The sequence below is a fragment of the Kribbella sp. NBC_00359 genome (assembly GCF_036097425.1).
Taxonomy (GTDB): domain Bacteria; phylum Actinomycetota; class Actinomycetes; order Propionibacteriales; family Kribbellaceae; genus Kribbella.
This window is the reverse complement of record NZ_CP107975.1, coordinates 4,325,654-4,351,422: the sequence shown is the minus strand read 5'-3', so window position 1 is coordinate 4,351,422 and position 25,769 is coordinate 4,325,654. Positions and strand designations below refer to the sequence as shown.

The following is a 25,769-nucleotide window of genomic DNA, read 5'->3' as shown; positions in this document are numbered from 1 at the left end:
GCCGCGATCCGCACGGTCATGGCCGATGAGCGTGCGCCGCATATGCTCGACGGGCGCCCGACCAGGTCGCGGTCCTCGAGGCGGGTCGGGTCGGCGAGCTCGGCATGCCGGCCGGGCTCCTCGGCCGGGACGGGGCGTACGTCGCCTTGGCGGCGTGAGCTACCGGACGCCGAACGTCCGCAATCGGGGGTACGTTGCCGGCATGTCCAACTTCACGATCAAGGCGCTCACGCCGGAGACGTTCGACGACTTCGCCGCTCTCGTCGAGCGGAACAAGGGCATGTTCGCCAGCTGCTGGTGCACGCATTTCCATCCCGACTGCGCGGAGAAGGGCCAGAGCGCCGAGGGGAACCGGGCGCTCAAGCAACGTCTGGTGGCCGACGGGATCGCGCACGCGGCGCTGGTCTACGACGGCGACCGGGCCGTTGCCTGGGCGGAGTACGGATCTCCCGAGGAGCTGCCCAACATCCAGCACCGCAAGGAGTACGTCGCCACCGCCGAGCGACTGCCCGACTACCGGGTCACCTGCATCCTGGTCGAGCGCGGCGTTCGCGGTCACGGCCTGGCGGCGATCGCCCTGCGCGGAGCCGTCGAGCTGATCGCGCAGGCCGGCGGCGGGCTGGTCGAGGGCTACCCGCACGACACCGGCGGGGTCCGGAAGAAGAACTCGTCGTTCCTCTACAACGGCACCCGCACGATGTACGAGCGCGAGGGCTTCACCTACGACCGCCCCAAGGGCCTCGGCAACTGCGTGATGGTCCGCGAGGTGGCCCCGAGCACCCGCGCCTGAACCGCCCCAGCGCTCCACACGGAGACGCCGGCTACCTGGCACCGCGCCGGTCAGAGGTTGAGTCGCTCTGACAGGGCGGCGATGTCGATTGTGACGAGGAGTCGTCGGGTTGGCTCGTGGAAGCCTGTCCGTGCGTTGACGGCCCGCATCCCGATGTTGGCGACTGCGGTGGTGCTGGAGAGGCGACGGAGGTTCGGCAACTCTTCCGCGAGGCGGAGGGCCATGGCCGCCTTTACCCAGGTCGCCAGTCCGCGTCGCCGGTGCTCACCTATAACGGCGGTGTCCTCCTGGGCCGCGTCGACGCTGGAGGCGCCAACCTCCACCGCGGTGAATGCCGCCACCGTGGACGTACCGGCGACAACGGCGGCGGTGACCCATAGCTCGGCACCGCGGCCGGCGCGTTCACGTTCACTCTGGCGTACGAGGTCGCGGTCCCACACGGCAACGGCGCCCGGCGGCGGATGGCTGTTGGGCGCGTCGGCGATCGCGCGCTTTGCCACGGCATAGGAGTCGACCAGGAAATCCGGCGTGCGGCCAGACCAGTGCACCAGGTGATAACCGTCATGGTCAGCTGTGACGGTCCGCTGAAGGGCGGCCCGGTCGAGATTCGCGAGGTCGAGCACGTTGATGACGAGTTCGTCTCCGACCGTGGCGCCCAGGTGGAGGGCGTATCTCGCGCCGGGTGTGTCTGCGAGGACTGTGGTGGCGAGTATCTCCATACCCGCAGCCCGCTGGTCACGGGCCACTTCAGTGAGAAGCGAACGACCGACGCCCTGACCACGCATGTCGGGTAGGACGTAGATCCGCGTGAACGCCGTCTTCGGCTCGCCGGCGGGGCGGACCTCCGCGGCACCGGTCACCGTCCCGTCGAGGTAGCCTGCCCACCGGGTCGTCCTCGGGTCGGAGAGCTGTTCCCGAAGACGCTCACAGGACTGAGCAGGTGCGGGTGCGTATTCTCCGCGCTCGATCGCACCCACCGTACGAACCACGTCGCTCCATGCCGCAAGCCGTACGTCGTCGACATCAGGCCGCAGAACGCCGACACCAACACCGGGAATTCGCACAGCCCCCAGACTAAACGCGATGCGACATGTCCGGAATCAAATATGGAGTCGCCACGGCGGGATCGCGCGAGTTCAGGGGAACCGAGCGGAGGAGCGGTAGTGAGGGTGGCGGCGGTGTTGCATCGGTAGTTGCTGATCGCCCCGATCCGCCTTCGTTCGCAGAGAGGCAGCAGGCACAAGACAAGCGCGGCGGGACCCGTGACGAACAACCCCGGACAGGTCATCGATCTGGCGTGTCGCGTGCTTGCCGTTCCCTTGAAGGCGTCTGGGAAATGTGATTGCCGGGCTGCGGGCGCGCTGACACGATTTCGGGCATGAGTGGTGTTGGGGTCTCGGACTGCTTGCTTGTGACGGGGATGCCTGGGGCCGGGAAGTCGACTGTGACGAGGCTGGTTGCTCAGCGGTTGGCGCGTTCCGCTCGGCTCGACGGGGACGAGCTGAATCGGATGATTGTCAGCGGTTTCGTGTGGGCCCTGGGCGAGCCGGCCGATGAAGCAGCGCGGCAGGTGGAGCTGTTGCACCGGAATCTGTGTGCGCTGGCGAACAACTTCTCCGATGCCGGTTTCACGCCCTTGATCGATGCGATGGTGCCGTCACGCGAGAAGCTGGACTTCTTCCTTGATCTCCTCGCGACTCGGGTCTTGTTCGTTGTCCTCGCGCCGGGCATCGACGTTTGTCAATACCGCAACACCATCAGGGATCCGCGTGAGCGGTTCGACTTCGACGGCTACGAAACCCTCGACGCCGACATGAAGCGCGAGTTTGGCGATGTCGGCTGGTGGTTCGACACCGCGGCCCTGACCCCCGATCAAACTGCCGATCGCATCATCCGCGAAGCAAGCCGCCGTGCCCTCGTGAACTGACTGCGGGAGGACTGACCGGTCGCTGACGCGTAACCCGTCAGGCGTTGGCTGGGTCGGCTGCTCGGGCGGCCTGCTCGATCTTTGCGCACTGGTCCGCCCAGAAGGCCGCGTCGTGCCTTTGCTCGGCCATGCTCTCCGCGTCTGTTCCCACCGCTCCGTCGAGTCCTTCGCGAAGGATGTCGGCATGGCCGGCGTGCCGACTGGTCTCGGCGAGCATGTGGACCAGGATGTCGAACAGTTTCACCTCGGAGCGCGGCCACCACGCCACGTTGCCAGGGGCATCGATGGCGAGGGCTTTGATCGTCGCGTCGCTGTGCTCCCACACTCGCCGGTATCGGTCGATGATGTTGCTGCGGGACTCGTGCTCGGTCGCCCACATGTCGGCGAGTCGCTCGGCCTCGACATCCCAGCGGGGCAAGGGTTCGGGGAAGGGACGATCGAAGACCTCGCCGAAGTACCTGGCTTCCCAGGTCGCCAGGTGCTTGATCAAGCCCAGGAGGTTGGTACCGGTCGTGGTCAGCGGGCGGCGGGCGTCGTACTCGGAGAGCCCGTCGACCTTGGCGAGCATCGCCTCGCGGATATGTTGCAGGTAATCGTGCAGATATGCCTTCGCGAAGTCATCGATCATGGAACAGGACCCTGCCACTCGCTCCTGGTGGGATCAACCGCCTCTTTGTGGAGATGGCACCGCCGCCGGTCCCCGACAACCGGCGGCGGTGTGGCCTGTCAGTTGCCGGTGTTGATCGCTTCGGTGAGGCACCGGTCAGATGGTTCAACCGTCAAAGGCCGGCGATCGACTTCGCGCGGGTGAGGACTGTGTCGAGCATTGACTCGGTGAGTTTGCCGGTGAAGGTGTTTTGCTGGCTGGGGTGGTAGCAGCCTAGGACGGTGACGTCGCCGTACGGCGTTTCGATGGGGTGCTCTACAGCGTGGCCGAACGGCGGGCGGGGTTTGGGGACGGTGCCTCCTACTGTGGTCAGGGCGGTGAGGAGGGCGTCGTAGCCGAATTTGCCGAGGCAGATGATGGCTTGGGTGGTGGGGAGGACCAGCTCGAGTTCGCGGCGGAACCAGGGGGCGCAGGTGTCGCGCTCCTCGGGGGTGGGTTTGTTGGCGGGTGGGGCGCAGCGGACGGCGGCGATCATGCGGGTGCCGATCAGCTGGAGGCCGTCGCCGGCGTGTTCGCTGGTGGGCTGGTTGGCCAGGCCGACGCGATGGAGGGCGGCGAAGAGCCAGTCGCCGGAGCGGTCGCCGGTGAAGACGCGGCCGGTGCGGTTGCCGCCGTTGGCCGCTGGGGCGAGGCCGGCGATCAGGATCCGGGGCTCGGCGGCACCCCAGCCCGCGATCGGGCGGCCCCAGTACGGCTGGTCGGCGAAGGACTTTCGCTTGCTGACGGCAACGTCTTCCCGCCACTCGACAAGACGCGGACAGGCGCGGCAGACGGACACGCGCGCCTCCAGCTGCCGCAACTCTCCGGTCGCCGCCAACCGCAGCACCCCGGAAGCATCCTCGGCCACCGGAGTACGTCGTACGGCGGGATCCTCCGGCCAACCGCTCCCCGGCGGCACCGGACTCTCGAACAACTCCCCCGTCAACGGATGCGGCAACTTCATTGCATCAGCCTAGTCAGTCGAGTCATCGCGGATCTCCGGAAAAGAGGCTGCCACCTCGTGACAGCCTCTTTCCGGAAATCGGGCTAGCCGACCAGTTCCTCGAGCGCCGGTTCCGCGATGGCGGGGCGGCGCGGGTGGCGGATGGTGGGGATGGCCAGGGCGAGGAGGACGGCGGCTGCGGCGAAGGTGGAGAGGAGAAGGAAGGTGTCGGTGAAGCCGGATTCGGCAGGGAGGCCGTTGGGCTGCAGGTGGCCGGTGATGATCGAGCTGGCGAGGGCTGTGCCGATCGAGCCGCCGATCGTGCGGATGTTGGCGTTCATGCCGGTGGCGACGCCGGTCTGCTCACGCGGGACGCTCTGAACGATCAGGCTGGTCATCGAGGCGTACGCAAGCCCGAGCCCGACGCCGAACAGCGCGGTCGACAGCGCGACCTGCCACGGCTGGTCGTGGAACTCCGCGAACGCCAGCGCCGCGACCAGAATCAACGCGGATCCCCAGACCACTTGGGCCTTCACGTGGAATCGCGGCGCCATCGGCCCACTGAGCGAACCGGTGATGGCCATCGTGACCAGCATCGGCAGCATCAACAGACCGGCCTGCGTGACACTCGAGCCGAAACCGAACCCGGCAGCCTTCGGGATCTGCAGGAACTGCGGCACGAACGCGTACACCGCGAACATCGCCGCGCCGAACAGCAGCGCCACCAGGTTCGTCGTCCAGACCGCCGGCAGCCGCATCATCCGCATGTCGATCAGCGGGTTCCGCGACCGCAGTTCCACGGTGATCCAGGCAATCAGCAGTACGACGGCAGCCGCGAACAATCCGATTGTCAACAATGAACCCCAGCCCCAGGACCGGCCCGCGCTCAGCGGCAACAGCAGCGCAACCAGCCAGCCGGACAGCAATGTGGCGGCCAGCCAGTCGATCCAGCCGGGCACCCGGTTCGGCGACTCGGGGACGTAGCGGCGGACCATCACCGCGGCCACCGAGATCACGACCATCGGGATCCAGAACAGCCAGCGCCACCCGAGCGACTGCACGATCGGGCCGGCCAGGACGATGCCGAGACCGCCACCGGCGGCGATGATCGCCGACACCACGCCGACCACGGACGGCACCCGCTCGGACGGGAACTCGTCCCGGATGATGCCGAACGACAGCGGGAACACCGCTCCGCCGACACCTTGCAGCACGCGGGCTCCGATCAGTACGGCGATGTTCGGGGCCAGTGCGGCGATCAGACAGCCGACCGCGAGTGCGATCAGCGCGATCAGCAGCGTGCGCTCCTTGCCACGCATGTCGCCGATCCGGCCGAGGAGTGGGGTCGCCACCGAGACCGACAGGAGCAGCGCGGTGAACACCCAGGTGACGGTGCTCGGAGTCGTGTGCAGGTCATGCTGAATGACGGGCAGCGCCGGGCTCACCAGCGACTGCAACATCGAGAACGAGGCCACGACCGTGGCCAGCACAGCCAGCGTCAGTCGCGGAGAGGTTGTGTTTCCAGGCATGCGAAAGTCCTTCGAGAGGGATGTGTGCGCGCCGGACTAAAGCGCAGAAGTTCCCCGGCCTGGTAAAGTCGAGGTATGCCTCCACTATAACGGAGGCATGCCTCCGGTTTCAACTGGTTAGGGTGAACGCGTGGTGAATGAGCAGACCAGGCCGGCGTTGCAGGTGGACGTACGGCGGCCGACGCGGGCCGATGCGCGCCGGAACTTCGACGCGTTGCTTGGCGCTGCGCGGGACGCGTTCGCCGGCAAGGGAGCCGACGCGTCGCTGGAGGACATCGCCCGCCAGGCCGGCGTCGGAATCGGCACGCTGTACCGCAACTTCCCGACCCGGCAGGACCTCTTCAACGCCGTGTACTTCGGTGAGATCGAGGAGCTCTGCCAAGCGGCCGAGGACGTCGCCGACCTGCCGCCGTGGGAGGCCCTGACCACCTGGCTGCGCCGCTTCGTCCAGTACGCCGCGACCAAGCGCGCGATCTGGGAGTCGCTCAACCGCGACTCGGACCGGTTCAAGACCGCGCGGGAGGCGATGTACGCCGCCGGCACCCCGCTGTTCGAGCGCGCGCAGGAGGCGGGCGACGCGCGCAAGGACGTCAGCTTCGACGACCTGCTGCGGATGGTCAGCGGACTGACCGCGGCCGGCTTCGTGGACGACGACCAGCGCGCCCGGGTGCTCGATATCGCCCTCGACGGCGTCCGCGCCCGCTGATCACGACGGCGCGACGCCGCCCGTGTAGGCCGGCGGCAGAATCAATGATCGGAGCACAGGGCCCGGTCAGCCGAGCGAGAGTGCGACACCATCCAGGATGTCGTGCTCGGACACGATCACCTCGCCGACCGTCATCCGGTCGAACAGCCGCTGCAGGATGAGCGCTCCGGCGCCGATCACATCCACGCGTCCGGGATGGATGGTGGGTACGGCGGAACGCTCAGCGCTACTGGAGTTCGTCAACCAGGTGGTCGCGGCGCGAAGGTCAGCGCGGGCGAGTCGTGCGTGGTGGACCGCGGCCCGGTCGTACTCCGGAAGCCCGAGAGCGACCGCCGCGACGGTGGTGACCGTCCCGCCGACCCCGATCAGCGCCCGGGCATCCCCGAGCGGGACTGTGGTCGTGTCCAGGAGTGCGTCCGCGTCCTTGGCGATGGCGTCGAGCTCGTCGGGCGTCGTGGGGTCTGATCTGACATGCCGCTCGGTCAACCGCACCGAACCGATGTCGAGCGACTCCGCCGCGATCACGCCGCCGGCGTCGCCCAGGACGAGTTCGGTCGAGCCGCCACCGATGTCCGCGACGAGGTAGGGCCCGGGGAGACCGAGCGATGCCGTGGCGCCGTGGAAGCTGAGCTCGGCCTCCTCCGCACCCGAGATGATCTCCGGCTCCACGCCGAACCGCTCGCGGATGCCGGCGAAGAACTCGTCCCGGTTGCTCACGTCCCGAGCCGCCGAGGTCGCCACGAACCGCGTCCGCGCGACGCCGGCCGCGCGGATCACGGCGGCGAAGTCGTCAGATGCTGTGAAGACGCGCTCCAGCGCTTCCGGAGCGAAGGATCCGCCGGCATCAACGCCTTGGCCGAGGCGGACGATCGTCATCCGCCGATCGACCTCGACGAGGTGACCGTCGACCAGGTCGGCAATCAGCAAGCGGATCGAGTTGGTCCCGCAGTCGACGGCCGCAACCCGTTCAGACACACGGACCTCGGCGGCCCCAGTCCTCCAGGGCTTCCAATGCCTCGTCGCCCAGCGGATTGACCCCGGGGCCGGCCGCGAGCGAGTGACCGACCAGCACGTGCAGGCACTTCACGCGGTTGGGCATGCCGCCGGCGGTGATGCCGGCGATCTCCTCGACGTGCTGGATGGACTCCCGGTGGGCCAGGTAGGACTCGTGGGCCGCCTGATAGCGCGCGGCCAGGTCCGGATCGCTGCCCAGACGGTCGGTCATTTCCTTCATCATGCCCTCGGCCTCGAGCGTACCGATCGCGGACGCGAGTCGCGGGCAGGTCACGTAGTACGTGGTCGGGAACGGCGTACCGTCCGGCAGTCGCGGCTCGGTCTCCACCACATCCGGCAGGCCGCAGTTGCAGCGGTGCGCGATGGAGCGGATGCCCCGAGCAGTCCGGCCCAACTGCTTGCTGACCGCTTCTTCGTCCGCGGGACCGACGCTCACCGGGTCGCCTTCGGTGACGGCGTGATGATCGGCTTCGGGGTCGGTTTGGCCGGAGTCGGCGTCGTCGCCGGGGCCGGCGGGTTGCCCGCTCCCTCGACGCTCCCCCACAGCTTCGTGTACCAGGTCGGCTTCTGCGGGTCCGTCGTACCGTCCGTCGGTGCCGAAGGCTCGGGCGGCGCACCCAGCGGCTTGCCGTCCGCGCCGATCACGCGGTAGCCGACCTCGCCCGGCATCACCCAGCCGAGCCGCTGCCGCGCCTGCGCCTTCACGAACGCGTCGTCGTCCCAGCGGGCGATCTCGTCGTTCAGCTCGTTGACCCGCTTCTCCCGGTCCCGGATCTCCTGCTGCAGGGCGGTGACCTGCTGGTGCTGGTCGAACCACACCCGCAGGCTCTGCGCATACGACACGATCAGCGCACCGAGCACGAGCAGTACGACGGCCGCCCGGCCGGTGAGGTTGCGGGAGCCCCGGGTCCGGACCGGGCCGGCCGGGGTCCCCGTCGTACGGCGTTTGGGCTGGTCGCCCCGGCGGGCCGGTGGACGCGACTGGGTCCGGCTCGACGGACGCGAGCCGGGGCGTGCACCGGATTCCCGGCGGGACGACGGCATCTCAGCCCTGGAACCGCGGGAAGGCCGAGCGACCGGCGTACGTCGCCGCGTCGTCCAGCTCCTCCTCGATCCGGAGCAGCTGGTTGTACTTCGCGGTCCGGTCGGACCGGGCCGGGGCGCCGGACTTGATCTGGCCGCAGTTCGTCGCGACCGCGAGGTCGGCGATCGTGGTGTCCTCGGTCTCGCCGGAGCGGTGGCTCATCATGCAGGTGAAGCCGCTGCGGTGGGCCAGGTCGACCGCGTCCAGGGTCTCGGTCAGCGAGCCGATCTGGTTCACCTTCACCAGCAGGCTGTTCGCCGCCTTCTCGGTGATGCCGCGCTGCAGCCGCTCGACGTTGGTGACGAACAGGTCGTCGCCGACGATCTGGATCTTGTCACCGAGCTGACCGGACAGGTTGATCCAGCCGGACCAGTCCTCCTCGTTCAGCGGGTCCTCGATCGAGACGATCGGGTACGACGACACCAGGTCGGCGTAGTACGCGATCATCTCGTCGGCCGACTTCTTGCCGCCCTCGAACGCGTAGACGCCGTCGGTGTGGAACTCGCTCGCGGCCACGTCCATCGCCAGGGCGATGTCCTTGCCCGGCTGCAGGCCGGCCTTCTCGATCGCGACCAGGATCAGGTCGAGCGCCTCGCGGTTGCTGGCCAGGTTCGGCGCGAAGCCGCCCTCGTCGCCGAGGCCGGTGGACAGGCCGCGCTCCTTCAGCACAGCCTTCAGCGCGTGGTAGACGCCGGCGCCCTGCATCAGGGCCTCGCCGTACGTCGCCGCGCCGATCGGGGCGACCATGAACTCCTGGACGTCGACGTTGCTGTCCGCGTGCGCGCCGCCGTTCAGGATGTTCATCATCGGCACCGGCAGGACGTGCGCGTTCGGGCCGCCGACGTAGCGGAACAGCGGCAGGCCGGCGCTGTCCGCGGCCGCCTTCGCCACCGCCAGGCTGACGCCGAGGATGGCGTTCGCGCCGAGCTTGGCCTTGTTGGGGGTGCCGTCGAGGTCGATCAGGGCCTGGTCGATCAGCCGCTGCTCGTGGACGTCGTACCCGACGATCTCCTTGTCGATGTCCTCCAGGATCGCGGTGATCGCCTTCTGGACGCCCTTGCCGCCGTACCGGGCCTTGTCGCCGTCGCGCAGTTCGACGGCCTCGAACTGGCCGGTGGACGCGCCCGAGGGCACGGCCGCCCGGGCGACGGTGTCGTCGTCGAGCAGAACCTCGACCTCGACAGTGGGGTTGCCGCGCGAGTCGAGGATCTCGCGGGCGCCGACGGCCTCGATGGTGGCCACATTGACTCCCAAGTTCTCGATGACGAATCGGTCCCGAGCCTACTGGCCAGACCAGCGGGCAGGGTGGACCGCGTCGGCCCTAACGATCGCATCCGCGGGTACCTCCCGCGTCAGCAACACCCCGTTGGGCGCCAGAAAGACCGCCAAGTTGCCGGAATCCACCGCCAGTAAGACTTCTACCGCCGTACGCCGGCCGACCGGGCTGTCCTCGGACGGCGCCAGATGGACGTGCGTACGCCGTCCCGGCCGTAAGCCTTCACGCCGGATCGCCGGCAGGGCAGCCCAGTTGGTCCCGTGCCAGAGCAGGTGATCCGGGTACACCCGTTCCCAACTGTTCTCCAAGGCTTCACGCGTCACCGGCATCCCGTCGAGCGAATGGCCCTGACACGCGCGGATCCGATCGCCGTCCACCTGCAGCCGCTGCTTGTCGTTGTCCTCGACCGCGGTCGCGAGGTCGGCCGGCTTCATCCGAAGCTCGGCCAGTACGTCGGCGATCGCCGCCCAGCCGTCCGCACTCATGGTGAGCCCACGCTCACCTGCTGTATGCCTGAGCAGCCTGGAGATCCGCCGGCTGTCCCTGCTCACACCAGCATCCCCTTCAGCTCGCCCACCCGGTCACCGCGATCCGCTCGCGTCACGACGTAGTACCGAACCGGCGGCAGATCCTTGACCGGGATCCGCCGTACGGCGGCCGTCGTACGCACGGACCCGTTCACAACCGCCGGTCCTATCCCCAGACGGACGAACTGCACCAGCAGTTCCCACCCCTCGGCCTCGACCGCGACGGACCACCGGATCCCCTGGTCGAGCAGGCTCCGCTCCAGCTGGTCCCGATGCGGCCGGCCTTTCGGCGGTACGACGAGCGACTCGTCCTGCAGGTCCTTCAACCGCACGCTGCGCCGATCCGCGAGCCGATGGTCGGCGCGGGTGATCAACGTCTGCGGGAACTGCCCGATCAGCTCGCAGTCGAGATCGTCCGGCGGGATGCCGAGCGCGGTGACACCCACGTCGACGGTCCCGTCCCGGACCGCGTCGAGAGTCCGGCTCGCGTCGCCCGTGAGGAGGCGGAGCTCGTGCCTCTTGGCCAGGAAGCGCCGGATCGGGTCGGCGAGCAGATACAGGTACGCGCCGGAACCGGCCATCAGCACCAGCGGTCGCGGCGGGGCGGCATCGAGCGAGCCCAGGAAGTCGGCCGCGCGGTCCTTCGTTTCGTTGGCGAAGGCGGCCAGTCGTTCACCGGCCTCGGTCAGCTGGAGTTGCCGGCCGTGCTTCAGGTAGAGCCGGGCACCGAGGCGGCTTTCCAGCTTGCGGATGCGGGTGTGCAGAGCGGGCTGGCTGACGTGCAGCTCCGCCGCGGCCCGGGTGAAGTTCCGGTGCTGCGCGAAGGCGGCGAACGCCGCGAGATCCTCCGCCACCAGTTCCATTGACAGAAACTATAGCTTGTCGATACATCGATAGTTCTGCTCAAGCACTCCAGCCATCAGCCTGGAGACATGAACAGACTGGGAATCGACATCGGCCGGGTGATCATCGACGGGTCCTCGGGGTCCGGCGACACCTCGTTCTTCTCCGGCGACACTGCGGCGATGCTGCGGACTCCCGCTGTACCGGGCGCTTTCGCGGCGATCGCACGACTTGTGCCGTTGTTCGAGGAGGCCTGGTTGGTGTCGAAGTGTGGGCCGCGGGTGCAGCGGCGGTCGGTGGAATGGTTGCGGCATCATCGCTTCTTCGAAGTGACCGGGATTGCCGAGGGCAACGTCCGGTTCTGCCTGCAGCGGCCGGAGAAGGCGATCCACTGCACCGACCTGGGCATCACCCATTTCGTGGACGACAAGCCGGATGTCATCGCGGCAATCACACCGGTGGTGCCGCATCGCTACCTGTTCGAGAACTGGGTAGCGACCGAGGCCGCGATCCTGCGGGACCTACGAGGCCGGACTTCGCCGGTCGATGGCCAGGTGGCGGAGACCGATCGGGTTCTCCAAAAGGTACGGACCGAGCTGCGGGGGTAGGAGCTGGATGCCTGGCAGGTCGGTGAGCTGGACCCAGCGGAAGGTGTGTTCGTCGGCAGGGTTCTGCAGCGCCTGGCCCGGGGCCGGCCAGGGCACCGCGTAATAGAAGCAGACCTCCTGGTAGAGCGTGCCGTTGAAGGTGACCAGGTCCTCGGTGACCAGCCGCAGGTCACCGATGGTCAGCTCGAGCTGCAGCTCCTCGCGCAGTTCTCGGACGACGGCGGCCGCCGCGGTCTCGCCGAACTCGACCTTCCCACCCGGCAGGTACCAGCCGTCCACTCCGCCGGTCGTGCACAACAGGATCCGGTCGCCGTCGCGAACGATCGCCCCGGCGCGGAGCTTGAAGCTGCCAGCCGGCGCTGTCCAGGCAACATCCGCGGCCGAACCCGCCCAACCGTTGTCCACGCTCAGTGCTCCGCGGCGGCGAAGGCGTGGCAAGCGTCGGCGAGCCCTTTGCGGTTTTCCGCCGGGTGGTCGATACCGGTACGAACGTCACTCGCGCAGCGCCAGGCGAAGTACCCAGCCTGCACAGCCCAACGGACCCGGAGGAAGGCGTCGAGGCCGGCGCCGATCTCAGCCGCGAGCTCGGGGCGCTGGTCGAGGTACGCCGGTAGGACGTGATCCGGGCGGCCGCCGGCGTACATGACGGCCGACGCGACGTCGTACAGGACTGGGCCGTGCATGGCGCTGCCCCAGTCGATCAGCGCCACCTGACCGTCGGACTGCCGGAAGAACGCTTCCGCGGCGGGATCGCCGTGCAGCCATGCCCACGAGATGTCGTCGAGTGCGTTTGCGGCGTCGAGTGCGCTCTGGACAGCTGGCCGGATCCAGTCCTCCAGGTCCAGGTACTGGTCGAACTGGGTGATCAGGTGGAGCCAGTCGGCGAGGTTGCCCGGCTCAGCGGCCGATACCTTGTGCACCCGCCCGAGCAGCTCCCCGACGGCCCGTTGATCCTCAACCATCCCAATCAGTGGCACCCCGCCGACGTACTCCAGCACCCCGACCTGCCGGTCCTCGACCTGCTCGACGAGCCGCCCCTGGATGCTCGGTCGCGGGCGGCCGGTGATCAGGCCGGCATCGCCGAGTCGGGCCGCCAGCCTCAGTCCGGGCTCGAACGCCCCGTCCCCGGCATCCACCGACTTGACGACGACCTGCCACCCATCCGCGGCGGCGAGCCAGGCGGCCGAGTTCATCCCGCCGGTCAGCACTTCCAGCCGTACCGGCTTCAGCTCCCACCGCTCGAGCAACACCGCAGCGACATCCACCCCGCACACCCTGCCAGCGCGGGCGGTCGCACACACATGGTTTTCCCCGAGAACTTTCTCCTTGCGAAAGTGGAAAGTGATCGGCTAACTTTCCGGTGTGGAAAGTGATGCCGAGGAGCTGTCGCGCGTGCTCGAGCGGGCCGAGGCCGCGCCGTACGTGAAGTATCCGAAGACACCGGGGTGGTACGCGCCGGCCGTCGGGCTGTGGACGGCTGCGCTGATCGGAGCCTTCACCTGGTGGCGGGTCAGCGCCGCGCTCTTCCTCGGGTCGCTGGTTGCGCTCGTGGCGCTCGAGTTCTGGTTCATCACGTGGATGCGGCGGCGGCACGGCGCCATGCCGATGCCGGGCCACGGCACACCCCCACGGGAGATCGGAGCGATCTGGGTCCGGTTCTTCGTGGCGGTACCGGTCGTCGTGGCGCTCATCGCGCTGGCCTGGTGGCTGGGCGGCGTACCGGCCGGAGCGGGTACCGCGTTCGTGCTAGTGACGGCCGCGCTCTGGTACTACGAACGCCGGTACGCCGTGGCGGCGGCCGAGGTCCGGGAACGACTCGGGTGATCGACGGGATCGACCCGGTCATCCACGCTCCCAAGCGACTGGCGGCGATGGCGGTACTGGCGAACTCGCCGACGGCGTCGTTCCGGTTCCTGAAGGACTACCTCCAGGTGAGCGACTCAGATCTGTCGAAGCACATGTCAGCGCTGGAGGCGGCCGGCTACGTGTCGGCCACGAAGAACGGCCGCGGCCGCGGCGCCACGACGACGTACAAGCTCACGAAGCCGGGCGAGCAGGCGTACGTCGCCCACCGGGACGCGTTGCGGGCCCTGCTCGACGGACCGCCGTAGCTCAGGACGCCTCGGCCGCGCGGATCTCCGCGGCCAACTGCTGGATCGTGGCCCGGAGTGCCTGTTCGGCGTCGACGTCGTGGGAGCGGGCCTCTCGGACCAAGGCCAGCAGTTCCGTACCGATGCGCTCGGCCTCGGTGCTGGGCTCCGCCGGCGACTCCTCGGCAGGCAGGACCTTGGCGGCGCGGCCGAGCATCTTGTCGGCGAGGGCTAGGGCGGGCAGGGCCAGCGGGATGCCTTCAAGAACAGATGAGCGCTGCTTCTCCGCCGCCTTGATGGTCTCCCAGTTGGCTTCGACGGCCGCCGCGTCGGCTGCGTCGACAGTGCCGAAGACGTGGGGGTGGCGGCGGATGAGTTTTTCGACGATGTCTGCGGCGACGTCGTCGATCGTGAAGCCCTCGTCCGGGTTCTCCTCGGCGATGCGGGAGTGGAAGGCGACCTGCAACATGAGGTCGCCGAGTTCTTCGCGGAGGTGGGCTCGGTCGCCGGTGTCGATGGCTTCGAGGGTTTCGTAGGTTTCCTCGAGGAGGTACTTCGCGAGGCTCTCGTGGGTCTGTTCCTGGTCCCACGGGCAGTTGCGGCGGAGGCGGTCCATGACGCGGACGAGATCGATCAGGCGGGCGCCTGGTACGTCGTACGAGCCGTGCAGGATCTCGACCTCGAAGGGCGGTCGCGGGTCCCGGTTCAGCTGGTCGGCGACCACCCGGAGGAGGGCTGGTTCGCCGTCGTCGGCGACGAGCCAGGCGATCCGGCGGCCTGCGGCGGCCGCGGTGGAGAGCCAGGTCCAGTGCTCGGCGACCGAGCCCTCGACCTGGGTGACGGGGAGGCCGGAGCCGATGAGGGCCTGGACGTCCGAGCGGGACGGGCCGGACGCGGCGCCGATCTCATCGGCGTCCGCGAACGCCTGCCAGGCGGCGCGGGTGAGCAGGCCCGGCGCCACCCGGGGGCTGGTCAGGACGACCTTGATGCCCTGCCCCGAGGTGGGACGGCCGTCGTGCGTCACCGGGCTCAGCGGTCTCAGCCCTGGCCCTGTTGCTGCTGCTGAGCCTCGGCGGCCTCGCGCTTGGCCTTGGCCTGGTCGGACTCTTCCGACAGCGAGCCGGAGACCTTGCCGTCGATGGCGCCGTCGGTCCACTGGCCGAAGCGCGGCGCGATGCTGACCTTGATGTCCTTCGACGCGTCCTTGACGGCGGCGATGCCGGCCTGCTGCTTCTGCTGCGCCTGCGGGTCGTTGACGCCGGTGCCACCGCCGAGCTTGATCGTGGTGACGGCGGCCGCGGCGACCTGGTTCAGGAAGTCGCGGGTGAGTTCGTTCTCCTGGAACTTCTGGTACGACGCCTCGTCGCTGACCACGAGCTTCGCGGCCTCGGCGGTCTCCGCGTCGGAGACCGTGATGCCCTTCTGCTCGCCGACCTGCGCGACCAGCGCGTTGTTCACGAGCTCACTCAGCGTCACGCTGGTGGCGAAGTCCTGGCCGAGGGCCGTGGTGACCGCGCGTGAGGTCTTGTCGACGTCGCCGACGCTGATCTCGGTGTTCCCGACCATGGCCGCCGCGCCCGGGTGCGTCCCCGCCGCGCAGCCACCGGCCAGCAGCACCATGGCCACTGCCGCCCCGATCGCCCCAAGCCGTCGCGATGTGCTCACCGAATCTCCTCGTGTCTTCCGTACAGGTTCACGCCGGGACCCCGATCGGTTCGGCGATGACGTCGTCGATCAACCGGGCGCACCACTGCAGCAGCTCCTGGTCGCGAAGCGGCTGACCGGCGACCGGCCGGGTGGCAGGTCTCGGCACCAGGATCGTACGCAGTTGCGGCTTGACCAGACTCTTCGGGTACAGCCTGTTCAGCCGCAGCACCTTCGAATCGGGTAGTTCGACCGGCCCGAACCGGATCAGGTTGCCCTGCAGCGTGACGTCGTGCAGACCGGCCCGGCGGGCGTGGTTGCGGAACTTCGCCACCTCGACCAGGTTCAGCACCGGCTGCGGGATGTCGCCGTACCGGTCGTGCAACTCCTCGACCAGCTCGGCGATCCCGTCCTCGTCGCGGACGGCGGCCAGCCGCTGGTACATCTCCAGCCGCAGCCGCTGCGACGGGATGTAGTCGTGCGGCAGGTGCGCGTCGATCGGCAGCTCGATCTTGACCTCGGGCTCCTCGGCCTGGGTGTCGCCGCGGTACTCCGCGACCGCCTCGCCGACCAGCCGGACGTACAGGTCGAAGCCGACGTCGGCGATGTGCCCGGACTGCTCGCCGCCGAGCAGGTTCCCGGCGCCGCGGATCTCCAGGTCCTTCATCGCGACCGCCATGCCGCCGCCCAGGTCCGCGTGCTGCGCGATCGTGGCGAGCCGGTCGTGCGCGGTCTCGGTCAGCGGCTTCTCCGGCGGGAAGAAGAAGTACGCGTACGCGCGCTCCCGGCCGCGACCGACCCGGCCGCGGAGCTGGTGCAGCTGGGACAGGCCGAGCAGGTCGGCGCGCTCCACGATCATCGTGTTCGCGTTCGAGATGTCGATCCCGGACTCGACGATCGTCGTACACACGATGACGTCGGACTGCTTCTCCCAGAAGCCCTGGATGACGTTCTCGAGGGTGTGCTCGTTCATCTGGCCGTGCGCGACGCTGACCCGGGCCTCGGGGACCAGCTGGCGGATCCGCGCGGCCGCCTTCTCGATCGTGTTCACCCGGTTGTGGACGACGAAGACCTGGCCCTCACGCAGCAGCTCGCGCCGGATCGCGGCGGTCACCTGGCCCTCCTCGTAGGCGCCGACGAACGTCAGCACCGGATGCCGCTCCTCCGGCGGCGTGGCGATCGTCGACATCTCGCGGATCCCGGTGATCGACATCTCCAGGGTCCGCGGGATCGGCGTCGCGGACATTGTCAGTACGTCGACCGCCGTCCGCAACCGCTTCAGCTGCTCCTTGTGCTCGACGCCGAACCGCTGCTCCTCGTCGACAACGACCAGCCCGAGGTCCTTGAACGCGACCTCACCACTGAACAGCCGGTGCGTCCCGATCACCACATCGACCGAACCGTCGGCCAGGCCGTCGATGGTGGCCTTGGCCTCCTTGTCGGTCTGGAACCGCGACAGCGGCGCCACGTTCACCGGGAAGGCGGCGTACCGCTCGGCGAAGGTCGCGTAGTGCTGCTGCACGAGCAGCGTGGTCGGCACGAGTACGGCGACCTGCTTACCGTCCTGCACCGCCTTGAAGGCGGCCCGGACGGCGATCTCCGTCTTGCCGTAGCCGACGTCACCACACACGATCCGGTCCATCGGCATGACACGTTCCATGTCGTGCTTCACGTCGTCGATGGTCGCCAGCTGGTCCGGCGTCTCCACGAAGGGGAACGCGTCCTCCAGCTCGGCCTGCCACGGGGTGTCCTTGGCGAAGGCGTGGCCCTTGGTCGCCTGGCGGGCGGCGTACAGCTTGATCAGCTCGCCGGCGATCTGCCGGACCGCCTTGCGGGCGCGGCCCTTGCGCTTGGCCCAGTCCCCGCCGCCCATCTTGTCCAGCGTTGGCTGCTCGCCACCGACGTACCGGGTGACCTGGTCGAGCTGGTCGGTCGGCACGTACAGCCGGTCGCCGGGTTGGCCCCGCTTGCTCGGGGCGAACTCGATCACGACGTACTCGCGGGTGGCCTTCTGAGCGCCCGTGCCGACGGTGCGCTGCATCATCTCTGCGTACCGGCCCACGCCGTGCTGCTCGTGCACGACGTAGTCGCCGGGCTGCAGCTCGAGCGGGTCGACCGCCTTCTTCCGCCGGCTCGGCATCCGTTGCTGGGAACGCCGTTCGGCCGCCGATCGCTGGCCGGCCAGGTCGTTCTCGGTGAGCACCGCGAACTTGATGCCGTCGGCAATGAATCCGTGGTCCAGCTGGCCCTGCGAGATCAGCACCACGCCCGGCTCGGGCACGGAGTCGATCCCGTCGACCGCGCGGGCCGGCAGCTCGGCCTCGGAGAACACCTCCGCGAGGCGCTGCGCGGGACCGTGGCCCTCGGTGACGCAGACGACCCGCCAGCCGTCCCGCAGCCAGCCGCGGACGTCCTCGACCGCGGCCGCCGTCTCACCGCGGTACGGGTCCACCTCGTGCGCGGCGATAGCGCGGCTCCGGACCGCGCCGGCGTCCGGGTCGATGTCGAACGAGACCCGCGCGCCCATCGAGTCGCGCAGCTCCGGCACATCGGTGGGCGCCGCGGTGAACGGCGACAGGCTCCACCAGGCCAGGCCCTTGCCCAGGGCGTGCGACCGGACGTCGGCCAGCGACATGTACGCCGCCGCACCCAGGTCGATCGGCGCCTCGCCACCACCGGCGGCCGCCGCCCACGACGCCTCCAGGAACTCCTGGCTGGTCGCGACCAGATCGTGTGCCCGGGCCCGGACCCGCTCGGGGTCGCTGACGACGACGTGCGTACCGGCTGGCATCAGGTCGACCAGCAGCTCCATGTCGTCGACGAGCACGGGTGCCAGCGACTCCATGCCCTCGACCGCGTGCCCCTCGGCCAGCTTCTCGAACAGCTCGGCCAGCTCAGGGTGCTCCTTGGCCAGTACGGCGGCCCGCGCGCGGACCTCGTCGGTCAGCAGCAGCTCGCGGCACGGGGGCGCCCACAGCCCGTGCTCGGCGATCTCCAGCGAGCGCTGGTCGGCGACCGCGAAGTACCGGATCTCTTCCACGTCATCGCCGAAGAAGTCGACCCGCAGCGGGTGCTCCTCGGTCGGCGGGAAGACGTCGATGATGCCGCCACGGACTGCGAACTCACCGCGCCGCTCGACCAGATCGACCCGGTGGTATGCCGCACCGGCCAGTGCCTCGACGACCTCCTCCAGCTCGACCGTGTCGCCGATGTGCAACTGCACGGGCTTCAGGTCGGCCAGGCCGGCGACCTGCGGCTGCAGCACGGACCGCACCGGTGCGACCAGGATCTTGATCGGCCCGGTCGTCTCGTCCGACGGATCCGGGTGCGCGAGGCGACGCAGTACGGCGAGACGCCGACCGACCGTGTCGGAGCGGGGCGAGAGCCGCTCGTGCGGGAGCGTCTCCCAGGCGGGGTAGTAGGCGACCGTGCCGGGCTCGACCAGGCACTGCAAGGCCTCGGTCAGCTCCTCGGCCTCGCGGAAGGTCGCGGTCACCGCGAGGACCGGGCGCCCGGCGCCCTGCTGTTCGGAGGCGATCGCGGCGAGCAGGACCGGGCGCACCGGGGACGGTGCGCTCAGGTCGAGGGTCGTGACACCGTCGGCCTTGGCGTCACGAACGGCCTCGGCCACCACCGGATCGGTGATCAGGGTGTCGACCAGACCGCTCAGTTTCACGAGTTGTACTTCCCTTGGGTGGCGTCGAGGCCGTCGGTGAGCAGTGACTCGACCGCGTCCGCGGTCCGGTCGACCGCGAAAGGGAGGTCCTTGCGCTCGGTCGAGGAGAACTCGTTCAGGACGAAGTCGGCGGGGTTCTGCCGGCCCGGCGGACGACCCACACCGAACCGAACTCGATAGTACTCACCGGTGCCAAGCGATTTCCGTAGTGACTTGAGCCCGTTGTGCCCGTTGTCGCCGCCACCGAACTTGCAGCGCAGCACGCCGAAGTCGATGTCGAGCTCGTCATGGACGACGAGCAGGTTGGCCGGCTCCAGCTTGAAGAACTTCAGCAGCCCGGACACCGGGCCGCCGGACTCGTTCATGTACGACCGGGGCTTGGCCAGCACGGTCCGGATCCCGGAGATCCGGGTCTCGATCACCTCGGCCTTGACCTGCTTGTGCTGCTTCCACTTGTCGCCGGTCCGGGCCGCGAGCTCGTCGGCCACCAGATGGCCGATGTTGTGCCGGGTGCGGGCATAGGAAGGGCCGGGATTCCCCAGTCCGACGACCAACCACACGTCGTCCGCCACGGATCCCGGCCCTCCTGCTGTGTCTGTGTACTGCGGCGCAGACAGACTACTCGGCGGTGGCGGCCACCGGCTCCTCGGCCGGAGCCTGCGGCTCGTCCCGCTCGATGCCGGCCTCGGCCTCGGCGTCGGCCAGCTCGGCCTCGACCTGCTCGGCGGTCTGGGCCGCGGTGATGTTCACGATCAGGGTCTCCGGCTCGATCGCCAGCGTGGTCCCGGTCGGCAGCTGGATGTCGGAGGCGTGGATCTGCGCGCCGACGTTGAGGCCCTCGATGGAGACGGTGACGCCGTCCGGAATGTGGGTCGCCTCGGCCTCGACCAGGATGGACGGGCTCTCCAGCACGACCAGGGTGTCGCTGACGGCCTCGCCCTCGAGGTGCACGGCGATGTCGACCTGGACCTTCTCACCGCGCCGGACCATGACCAGGTCGACGTGCTCGATGAAGCCCTTGATCGGGTCGCGCTGGACCTGCTTCGGCAGCGCGAGGTGGCTCTCGCCGCCCTCGACCTCGATCAGCAGCAGGGCGTTGGCGGTCTTCAGGGCCAGCATGGTGTCGTGACCGGGCAGCGTGATGTGCACGGGGTCACTACCGTGGCCGTACAGGACGGCGGGAACCTTGTTGTCCCGGCGGATTCGGCGGGCAGCACCCTTGCCGAACTCCGTACGCGATTCGGCTTGGATCTTGACCTCGGCCACGAGATGAACTCCTCAAGTGCGTTGCGGTGATCTGTTGACTAGGTGGAACTCGGCTGCGGCCTCAGCGGGCGCTTTGTGACCCCGGAGAAGGCGTCAGGCAACGAACCACCGCGTCGATCACGGAGCCGCGCCCAACAGTTCTCGGGGGGCGTCCCTCGCCGAGGCAACCAAAACAGTCTACCCATCACTGCGCCCAGACGGGAAATCCGATCTGCGGGCACTTTGCTCCCGCTCCGATCGCACCCCGGTGAAGGCTTTCCACGCCTCTTTCCGGCCCAGTCCGGACCCGGTGCCGGCGACGGGATCAGGTGAGCTTGGTCCAGACCTGGCGAAGGGCGCGGGCCGCGTCGCCGTCGAGACCGGCGACGTCCAGGGTCTCGGCCAGCTCGTCGAACTCCGGGCCCCAGCGCCAGGCGACGCTCCTCAGCTGGTCCGGCAAGCCGGGATCCTTCAGCGATCCCGCGTCCGCACGGACCTGCTGGGCGATGAGCGCATCGGTGACGCCGTGCTTCTCGGCCAGCTGGAAGGCCAGCACCGCCAGCGCCGCCTTGCCCTTGTTGTAGAGCGCGTACGACGACTTCGCCGCGCTGGCCGCACCCGGCTCGGCGCCGACCACCATCGGGGTGACGACGGTGCCGGCCCACAGCTCGGCGGCCTGATCGGCAGCGGCGCCGGACAGCATCAGATGCGTGGGACTCGGCCCACCGGTCGGCGGCGGACCGACCACACCGGCATCCACGAACGTCGCCTCCGGCACCGCCCACTGCGCCTCGCGCAACGACGTCGGGGACAGCGGGTTCGCCTCGATGTACAGCCCGGCGAACCCGGCCTGGCCGACCTGCTTGGCGATGTCCACGGCCCCCTGGGGAGCACACGAACACAACACCGCCTCAGCCACGCCGACCGCATCGGCGAACGGCGTACCGATCAACCCGGCCTCCTCCGCGCGCGCCACCGAAGCCTCGCTGCGGCCGTCCGGCACCCAGTGCACCTCATGGCCCGCGGCAACCAACTGCGCGGCGAGCTTCGAGCCCATCGCCCCGGGGTGGAACACGGCAATCCGCATACGACATCCTCTGCAGAGCGGTCAGTGCTCCCCAAGATATGCCAGTACGGCGAGCACCCGGCGGGCTACGCCTCGTCGTTGAGTAATCCGAGCCGTTGCCACGACGGGTTGAGAGATGCAGCGTGGAAGGACGTCAAGGATCTCTGGGGAGGGGCTCCGATGAGTGAGAATGCAGTAGGGCGCCGGCAGGCGCTCAGAGGTGCAGGAATCGCCGCGGGTGGTGTGGCGATCGCTGGGCTGGCGACGGCTACGCCGGCGATGGCGGGAAACGACAACGGGCTGCTCGGCAGCTGGATGTGCGTACGTCAGGACGACGGCACGACCGACAAGGTCCGGCTGGTCTTGAGCTTCGCCGCGGGTGGCGTGATCGTCGAGCATGACATCAGCCCGGCCGGACCGCCGTTCACCGGAACGTGGTCAAGTAAGGGCAAGTCGTTCCGGGCGACCTTCTGGACCGGCTTCCCGGGCGAGCAAGGCCCGGATTCGGTCGGACCGACGGTCCGCGTGCAGCTGAGAGGCACGCTGTCACACGGCATGATCTCGGCGACCTATCGGGTCACCGTGTTCGCGCCGGGGAGCGCGACCGAGGTGGTGGAGACGGCCACCGGGAAGTTGACGGGACGCCGGATCAACGCCTGACCGACGATGCCAGGGCGTACGACGCGTGACGTCGTGCGCCCTGCTGTCAGGCGCGGCCCTCGAACAGGCTGGTCACCGAGCCGTCCTCGAAGACCTCGCGGATGGCCCGGCTGATCAGCGGCGCGATCGACAGCTCGGTGAGCTTGTCGAACCGGCGGTCCTCCGCGATCGGCAGCGTATTGGTGACGATCACCTCGCTGGCCTGGCAGTTCTTCAGCCGGTCCACCGCCGGGCCGGACAGGATCGCATGGGTCGCGGCGATCACCACTCCGGCGGCGCCGTCGTTCATCAGCGCGTCGGCAGCCTTGGTGATCGTGCCGCCGGTGTCGATCATGTCGTCGACCAGGATGCAGACCCGGCCCTTCACCTCACCGACGACCCGGTTCGCGACCGTCTCGTTCGGGCGGTCGATGTCGCGGGTCTTGTGGATGAAGGCCAGCGGCGCGTTGTTCAGCCGGGCCGACCACTGCTCGGCCACCTTGATCCGGCCGGCGTCCGGCGACACCACGGCCAGTTGCTGGTCGCCGTACCTGGTCCGGACGTACTCGCTCAGGATCGGCAGCGCCATCAGGTGGTCGACGGGTCCGTCGAAGAAGCCCTGGATCTGCGAGGTGTGCAGGTCGACGCAGATCAGCCGGTTCGCGCCGGCGGTCTTGAACAGGTCGGCCATCAGCCGGGCCGAGATCGGCTCCCGGCCACGGTGCTTCTTGTCCTGCCGCGCGTACCCGTAGAACGGGAGCACGACGGTGATCCGCTTGGCCGACGCCCGCTTCAGCGCGTCGACCATGATCAGCTGCTCCATGATCCACTCGTTGATCGGCGAGGTGTGGCTCTGGATCACGAACGCGTCGCTGCCCCGGACCGACTCCTCGAACCGGACGTAGATCTCACCGTTGGCGAAGTCGTACGCCTGCGTCGGCACCAGGCCGGCGCCGAGTTGCTCGGCGACCTGCTCGGCCAGGACGGGGTGAGCCCGGCCGGAGAACACCATCAGGTTCTTCTCGGTGGTTCGCTTCATCCCGCTCATGGCCAGCCTCCCGTTACGCCTTCTCGCCAGTGTCGCCCAGTGCGGCCTGATCCGCCGCCTGAGCTTCTTCGGCCGCCTTGGCGGTCTTGGTCCCGGCCCGCTTGCGCGCGACCCAGCCCTTGATGTTGCGCTGCCGCGACCGGGCCACCGCGATCTCACCCGGTCCGACGTCCTCGGTCAGCGCGGTGCCGGCGGCCAGGTAGGCGCCGTCGGCGACCGTCCGCGGCGCGACCAGCACCGAGTTGCTGCCGATGAACGAGTGCTTGCCGATGTGCGTCGGGTGCTTCGCGACCCCGTCGTAGTTGGCGAAGATCGTGCCGGCGCCGATGTTCGCGCCCTCACCGATCGTCGCGTCCCCGGCGTACGTGAGGTGTGGGACCTTCGCGCCGTCGCCGATGCTGGTGTTCTTGGTCTCGACGAAGGTGCCGATCTTGCCCTTCACGCCGACCGACGTGCCGGGACGTAGGTACGCGAACGGGCCCACGGACGCACCGTCGCCGATGACCGAGCTGGAGCCGTGGGTCCGGATGATGGTCGCGCCGGCGCCGATCTGTACGTCGGTCAGCGTTGTGTCCGGGCCGATCGTCGTACCGGTCTCGACCGTGGTCGCGCCGTGCAGCTGGGTGTTCGGCAGCAGGGTGACGTCGCGGGCGAGCTGGACGGTCTGGTCGACCCAGGTGGTGTTCGGGTCGACGATCGTGACGCCGTCGCGCATCAGCTTGTCGAGGGTCCGGCGGTTCAGTTCGGCGCGAAGCGTGGCCAGCTGGACGCGGTCGTTCACGCCCTCGGTCTGCATCGCGTCGTCGGTGACGTGCGCGCCGACCCGCTTGCCGTCGTTGCGCGCGATCGCGAGGACGTCGGTCAGGTACAGCTCGCCCTGCGCGTTGTCCGTGGTCAGCCGGCTCAGGCCGTCCCGCAGCGTGGCCGCGTCGAAGACGTAGATGCCGGCGTTGATCTCGTCGATCTCCCGCTGCTCCGGCGTCGCGTCCTTGTGCTCGACGATCCCGGCGACGGTGCCGTCCGCACCCGCGATGATCCGCCCGTACCCGGTCGGGTCCGGCACCCGCGCGGTCAGCACGGTGATCGCGTTGCCGTGCTTGTCGTGCTCGGCGATCAGCTCGTGCAGCGTCTCCGCCTCGAGCAACGGTACGTCGCCCGACGTGACGATCACCGAGCCGTCGAAATCGGCCGGTACGGCGATCAGCCCGGCCCGGACCGCGTCACCGGTGCCCCGCTGCTGCTCCTGGACGGCCGTCTTGGCTCCGGGGTCGACATCCTTGAGGTGGGCCTCGACCAGTTCGCGGCCGTTGCCGACCACGACGACCAGGTGTTCGGGGCTCAGTGCCCGGGCGGTGACCACGGCGTGCCCGACGAGACTGCGCCCGCCGATTTCGTGCAATACCTTCGGGGTCGCCGATTTCATCCGGGTTCCCAGACCGGCGGCCATGATGACGACCGCCGCGGGACGATGGGAAGTCACGCGGTCTTCTCCTCGAGTTCCCTGCGAGTTTTCTGGAACAAGTATCAGCATGGGCACTCGCTGTGTGTACCGCTCGGGGTGCCCGCGCAAGCCTACTTGCTCCACCGAACGCCCTCGACCGGCTCCCCCCGGCGACGGCGGCCCCACCGTGACCGGTCTCACGTTCCCTTCGTGGTGACTCTCCGTGCTGGATCCGCCGGCGTGGTAATCATCTGCCGTGTACATCCGCTACCAGAGCCCGGAACCCGACCACCGCGGCCGGCGGATCGGCATCTTCGGCCTGGTCAACACCCTCGCCCACCGCGGCCTCCTCACCGAGGCCGAGGAAGCCTTCCGCCGCCGGAACAACGACTGGTACGACGCCGCCTACACCAACCCGTCCGACGTCGACCCCTCGATCTACGCCGACAACCTGCTGGCCGCCGCCTGGTTCAAACCCACCGCCACCCACCTCTTTCCCCGCATCCCCGGCTACCTCGCCATCCTCACCGCCCACAACATCCCCTGCACCCGCCACACCTCCCCCAACCCCGGCCACCTCCTCTACGAAGACGACGTACAAATCGTCGTCATCCCCCACCCCCGTCCGGCCGCAGACTGAGCACATGCCGAAGAGCAACTGACCGCACCTGAACGACAGGAGTAGAAACGTGGGCCTCACGCTCGGAGCGATCGTGCTGAACACCAAGGACCTCGGCCTCGCCGCGGAGTTCTGGAAGCAGGCGTTGGGGTACGACGCCTCACCCGACAACCCCGACTTCCTCGTCCCGAAGGCCGGACCCGCCACCCGGCTCCACCTCGACGAAACCGACCGCACCCACCTGGATCTGTGGGTCGACCGCACCACCTCGACCCTCGACTCCGAGGTGGACCGCCTGATCGGGCTGGGCGCCACCCGCGTCGAAGACTGGACCTACCCGCCAGACGCGGACTTCGTCGTACTGGCCGCCCCCGACGGCACCATCTTCTGCGTCATCAACTGAAGCGC

General features: G+C 68.9%; 29 protein-coding genes. 9 read left to right on the top strand and 20 right to left on the bottom strand.

The window, feature by feature from the left end; translation table 11 throughout:
- Positions 1-202 precede the first annotated feature (202 nt).
- The gene (locus OG876_RS21360; RefSeq protein WP_328526662.1) at positions 203-790 is read left to right on the top strand and encodes a GNAT family N-acetyltransferase; all 588 of its coding nucleotides are present in this window, start codon (positions 203-205) and stop codon (positions 788-790) included.
- Between the two features lie 50 nt (positions 791-840).
- Here the strand turns inward: OG876_RS21360 and OG876_RS21355 are convergent, their stop codons facing one another.
- Positions 841-1,854 (bottom strand): GNAT family N-acetyltransferase, encoded by a 1,014-nt coding sequence (locus OG876_RS21355; protein ID WP_328526661.1) that lies wholly within the window; start codon positions 1,852-1,854, stop codon positions 841-843.
- 314 nt (positions 1,855-2,168) lie between these two features.
- On the opposite strand from OG876_RS21355, the gene OG876_RS21350 reads away from it, so the two are divergent.
- A complete protein-coding gene (locus tag OG876_RS21350) occupies positions 2,169-2,717 on the top strand; it encodes an AAA family ATPase (RefSeq protein WP_442914147.1) in 549 nt (182 codons plus the stop codon).
- Positions 2,718-2,754: 37 nt separating this feature from the next.
- Here the strand turns inward: OG876_RS21350 and OG876_RS21345 are convergent, their stop codons facing one another.
- From OG876_RS21345 to OG876_RS21335, 3 genes are all read right to left on the bottom strand, one after another.
- Entirely contained in the window at positions 2,755-3,345 is a 591-nt protein-coding gene (locus tag OG876_RS21345) for a DinB family protein (protein WP_328526659.1), read from the bottom strand.
- 151 nt (positions 3,346-3,496) lie between these two features.
- Positions 3,497-4,327, bottom strand: coding sequence for a uracil-DNA glycosylase (locus tag OG876_RS21340; RefSeq protein WP_328526658.1), 831 nt, complete (start codon positions 4,325-4,327; stop codon positions 3,497-3,499).
- An 83-nt stretch (positions 4,328-4,410) separates the two neighbouring features.
- Positions 4,411-5,835, bottom strand: coding sequence for an MFS transporter (locus OG876_RS21335; protein ID WP_328526657.1), 1,425 nt, complete (start codon positions 5,833-5,835; stop codon positions 4,411-4,413).
- A gap of 130 nt (positions 5,836-5,965) precedes the next feature.
- Between OG876_RS21335 and OG876_RS21330 the strand changes: the two genes are divergently transcribed.
- Positions 5,966-6,541 (top strand): TetR/AcrR family transcriptional regulator, encoded by a 576-nt coding sequence (locus OG876_RS21330; RefSeq protein ID WP_328526656.1) that lies wholly within the window; start codon positions 5,966-5,968, stop codon positions 6,539-6,541.
- A gap of 66 nt (positions 6,542-6,607) precedes the next feature.
- Here OG876_RS21330 and OG876_RS21325 read toward each other — a convergent pair whose 3' ends face one another.
- From OG876_RS21325 to OG876_RS21300, 6 genes are read right to left on the bottom strand one after another with little or no spacing between them, the layout of a single operon-like run.
- Positions 6,608-7,516: a Ppx/GppA phosphatase family protein gene (locus tag OG876_RS21325; RefSeq protein ID WP_328526655.1), complete on the bottom strand. Its 909-nt coding sequence runs from the start codon at positions 7,514-7,516 to the stop codon at positions 6,608-6,610.
- On the bottom strand, positions 7,509-7,991 hold the full coding sequence (locus tag OG876_RS21320; protein ID WP_328526654.1) for a DUF501 domain-containing protein: 483 nt from the start codon (positions 7,989-7,991) through the stop codon (positions 7,509-7,511). Before OG876_RS21320 ends, OG876_RS21325 begins: the two co-directional genes overlap by 8 nt.
- On the bottom strand, positions 7,988-8,599 hold the full coding sequence (locus tag OG876_RS21315) for an FtsB family cell division protein (protein WP_328526653.1): 612 nt from the start codon (positions 8,597-8,599) through the stop codon (positions 7,988-7,990). The genes OG876_RS21320 and OG876_RS21315 overlap by 4 nt, the downstream gene beginning before the upstream one ends.
- Before the next feature lies 1 nt (position 8,600).
- Entirely contained in the window at positions 8,601-9,881 is a 1,281-nt protein-coding gene (eno, locus tag OG876_RS21310; RefSeq protein WP_328526652.1) for a phosphopyruvate hydratase, read from the bottom strand.
- Positions 9,882-9,920: 39 nt separating this feature from the next.
- Positions 9,921-10,466, bottom strand: a complete 546-nt coding sequence (locus OG876_RS21305) for an RNA 2'-phosphotransferase (RefSeq protein WP_328526651.1) — start codon at positions 10,464-10,466, stop codon at positions 9,921-9,923.
- Complete coding sequence (locus OG876_RS21300; RefSeq protein ID WP_328526650.1) at positions 10,463-11,305, bottom strand: LysR family transcriptional regulator; 843 nt, start codon at positions 11,303-11,305, stop codon at positions 10,463-10,465. Before OG876_RS21300 ends, OG876_RS21305 begins: the two co-directional genes overlap by 4 nt.
- Before the next feature lie 69 nt (positions 11,306-11,374).
- Here OG876_RS21300 and OG876_RS21295 point away from each other — a divergent pair, with 69 nt between their 5' ends.
- Positions 11,375-11,893, top strand: a complete 519-nt coding sequence (locus OG876_RS21295; RefSeq protein WP_328526649.1) for a hypothetical protein — start codon at positions 11,375-11,377, stop codon at positions 11,891-11,893.
- On the opposite strand, the gene OG876_RS21290 is transcribed toward OG876_RS21295, so the two are convergent.
- Entirely contained in the window at positions 11,807-12,298 is a 492-nt protein-coding gene (locus tag OG876_RS21290; RefSeq protein WP_328526648.1) for an NUDIX domain-containing protein, read from the bottom strand. The genes OG876_RS21295 and OG876_RS21290 overlap by 87 nt on opposite strands.
- Positions 12,299-12,300: 2 nt before the next feature.
- Positions 12,301-13,158, bottom strand: a complete 858-nt coding sequence (locus OG876_RS21285; RefSeq protein ID WP_328526647.1) for a phosphotransferase enzyme family protein — start codon at positions 13,156-13,158, stop codon at positions 12,301-12,303.
- A gap of 97 nt (positions 13,159-13,255) precedes the next feature.
- On the opposite strand from OG876_RS21285, the gene OG876_RS21280 reads away from it, so the two are divergent.
- Together OG876_RS21280 and OG876_RS21275 are read left to right on the top strand one after the other, a co-directional pair.
- Positions 13,256-13,717 (top strand): hypothetical protein, encoded by a 462-nt coding sequence (locus tag OG876_RS21280; RefSeq protein ID WP_328526646.1) that lies wholly within the window; start codon positions 13,256-13,258, stop codon positions 13,715-13,717.
- Positions 13,714-14,004: a transcriptional regulator gene (locus OG876_RS21275; RefSeq protein WP_328526645.1), complete on the top strand. Its 291-nt coding sequence runs from the start codon at positions 13,714-13,716 to the stop codon at positions 14,002-14,004. The genes OG876_RS21280 and OG876_RS21275 overlap by 4 nt, the downstream gene beginning before the upstream one ends.
- 1 nt (position 14,005) lies before the next feature.
- Here OG876_RS21275 and OG876_RS21270 read toward each other — a convergent pair whose 3' ends face one another.
- From OG876_RS21270 to OG876_RS21245, 6 genes are all read right to left on the bottom strand, one after another.
- Positions 14,006-15,007: a MazG family protein gene (locus tag OG876_RS21270; RefSeq protein ID WP_328526644.1), complete on the bottom strand. Its 1,002-nt coding sequence runs from the start codon at positions 15,005-15,007 to the stop codon at positions 14,006-14,008.
- Between the two features lie 14 nt (positions 15,008-15,021).
- A complete protein-coding gene (locus tag OG876_RS21265) occupies positions 15,022-15,648 on the bottom strand; it encodes a hypothetical protein (protein ID WP_328526643.1) in 627 nt (208 codons plus the stop codon).
- Positions 15,649-15,676: 28 nt separating this feature from the next.
- Positions 15,677-19,303, bottom strand: a complete 3,627-nt coding sequence (gene mfd / locus OG876_RS21260) for a transcription-repair coupling factor (protein ID WP_328526642.1) — start codon at positions 19,301-19,303, stop codon at positions 15,677-15,679.
- Positions 19,300-19,875: an aminoacyl-tRNA hydrolase gene (pth, locus tag OG876_RS21255; protein ID WP_328526641.1), complete on the bottom strand. Its 576-nt coding sequence runs from the start codon at positions 19,873-19,875 to the stop codon at positions 19,300-19,302. The genes mfd and pth overlap by 4 nt, the downstream gene beginning before the upstream one ends.
- Positions 19,876-19,921: 46 nt before the next feature.
- The gene (locus OG876_RS21250) at positions 19,922-20,569 is read right to left on the bottom strand and encodes a 50S ribosomal protein L25/general stress protein Ctc (protein ID WP_328526640.1); all 648 of its coding nucleotides are present in this window, start codon (positions 20,567-20,569) and stop codon (positions 19,922-19,924) included.
- A 304-nt stretch (positions 20,570-20,873) separates the two neighbouring features.
- Positions 20,874-21,635, bottom strand: coding sequence for a DUF1932 domain-containing protein (locus OG876_RS21245; protein ID WP_328526639.1), 762 nt, complete (start codon positions 21,633-21,635; stop codon positions 20,874-20,876).
- Positions 21,636-21,794: 159 nt separating this feature from the next.
- Here OG876_RS21245 and OG876_RS21240 point away from each other — a divergent pair, with 159 nt between their 5' ends.
- Positions 21,795-22,274: a hypothetical protein gene (locus tag OG876_RS21240; protein WP_328526638.1), complete on the top strand. Its 480-nt coding sequence runs from the start codon at positions 21,795-21,797 to the stop codon at positions 22,272-22,274.
- A 46-nt stretch (positions 22,275-22,320) separates the two neighbouring features.
- Here the strand turns inward: OG876_RS21240 and OG876_RS21235 are convergent, their stop codons facing one another.
- Complete coding sequence (locus tag OG876_RS21235; RefSeq protein ID WP_328526637.1) at positions 22,321-23,301, bottom strand: ribose-phosphate diphosphokinase; 981 nt, start codon at positions 23,299-23,301, stop codon at positions 22,321-22,323.
- 13 nt (positions 23,302-23,314) lie between these two features.
- On the bottom strand, positions 23,315-24,781 hold the full coding sequence (gene glmU, locus OG876_RS21230) for a bifunctional UDP-N-acetylglucosamine diphosphorylase/glucosamine-1-phosphate N-acetyltransferase GlmU (protein WP_328526636.1): 1,467 nt from the start codon (positions 24,779-24,781) through the stop codon (positions 23,315-23,317).
- A 217-nt stretch (positions 24,782-24,998) separates the two neighbouring features.
- Between glmU and OG876_RS21225 the strand changes: the two genes are divergently transcribed.
- On the top strand, positions 24,999-25,382 hold the full coding sequence (locus OG876_RS21225) for a hypothetical protein (RefSeq protein WP_328526635.1): 384 nt from the start codon (positions 24,999-25,001) through the stop codon (positions 25,380-25,382).
- A 49-nt stretch (positions 25,383-25,431) separates the two neighbouring features.
- Positions 25,432-25,764 carry a VOC family protein gene (locus OG876_RS21220; protein WP_328526634.1) on the top strand — a complete coding sequence of 111 codons (333 nt, stop codon included), beginning with the start codon at positions 25,432-25,434 and terminating at the stop codon, positions 25,762-25,764.
- Positions 25,765-25,769: the final 5 nt, after the last annotated feature.